At 71.6% G+C, this 1,342-nt stretch carries 1 protein-coding gene; it reads left to right on the top strand.

Translation table 11 applies throughout. The features are described 5' to 3' along the window. A partial coding sequence (locus ABZZ79_RS39700) for a biotin/lipoyl-containing protein (protein WP_356697558.1) occupies positions 1 to 1,331 on the top strand: 1,331 nt, incomplete at its 5' end. Positions 1,332 to 1,342: the final 11 nt, after the last annotated feature.

The following is a 1,342-nucleotide window of genomic DNA, read 5'->3' as shown; positions in this document are numbered from 1 at the left end:
AGGAACACGGCCTGCCCATCGCGATCAAGGCCGCCTTCGGCGGCGGCGGCCGCGGCCTGAAGGTCGCCCGCACCCTGGAGGAAGTACCCGAGCTGTACGACTCCGCGGTGCGCGAGGCGGTCGCCGCGTTCGGCCGCGGCGAGTGCTTCGTCGAGCGCTACCTCGACAAGCCCCGCCACGTCGAGACCCAGTGCCTGGCCGACCGCCACGGCAACGTCGTCGTGGTCTCCACCCGCGACTGCTCCCTGCAGCGCCGCCACCAGAAACTGGTGGAGGAGGCCCCCGCCCCGTTCCTGTCCGAGGAACAGGTCGCGGAGCTGTACTCGTCCTCCAAGGCCATCCTGAAGGAAGCCGGCTACGTCGGCGCCGGCACCGTGGAGTTCCTCGTCGGCCTGGACGGCACGATCTCCTTCCTGGAGGTCAACACCCGCCTGCAGGTCGAGCACCCGGTCACCGAGGAGGTCGCCGGCATCGACCTGGTACGGGAGATGTTCCGCATCGCCGACGGCGAGGAACTCGGCTACACCGACCCGCCGCTGCGCGGCCACTCCTTCGAGTTCCGCATCAACGGCGAGGACCCCGGCCGCGGCTTCCTGCCCGCCCCCGGCACCGTCACCCGCTTCGAGGCGCCCACCGGCCCCGGCGTGCGCCTGGACGCGGGCGTGGAGTCCGGCAGCGTGATCGGCCCCGCCTGGGACTCCCTGCTCGCCAAACTCGTCGTCACCGGCGCCACCCGCGAGCAGGCCCTGCAGCGCGCCGCCCGCGCCCTGGAGGAGTTCCAGGTCGAGGGCATGGCCACCGCGATCCCCTTCCACCGGGTGGTCGTGAAGGACCCGGCCTTCGCCCCCGAGCTCACCGGCAGCGGCGAGCCGTTCACGGTCCACACCCGCTGGATCGAGACCGAGTTCGTCAACGACATCAAGCCCTTCGCCGCCCCGGCCGACACCGACACCGACGAGGAGTCCGGCCGTGAGACGGTCGTCGTCGAGGTCGGCGGCAAGCGCCTGGAAGTCTCCCTGCCGTCCTCGCTGGGCATGTCCCTGGCCCGCACCGGCCTCGCCGCCGGCGCCAGGCCCAAGCGGCGCGCCGCGAAGAAGTCCGGCCCCGTCGCCTCCGGCGACACCCTCGCCTCCCCGATGCAGGGCACGATCGTGAAGATCGCCGTCGAGGAGGGCCAGGAGGTCAAGGAAGGCGACCTGGTCGTCGTCCTGGAGGCCATGAAGATGGAACAGCCCCTCAACGCCCACCGCTCCGGCACCATCAAGGGCCTGAGCGCCGAGGTCGGCGCCTCCATCACCTCCGGCGCCGTCATCTGCGAGATCAAGGACTGACCCCCAGATCC

This window comes from Streptomyces sp. NPDC006458, assembly GCF_040612135.1.
Lineage (GTDB): Bacteria > Actinomycetota > Actinomycetes > Streptomycetales > Streptomycetaceae > Streptomyces.
The sequence above is the reverse complement of the archived record's forward strand: the minus strand, read 5'-3'. Positions and strand labels throughout refer to the sequence as shown.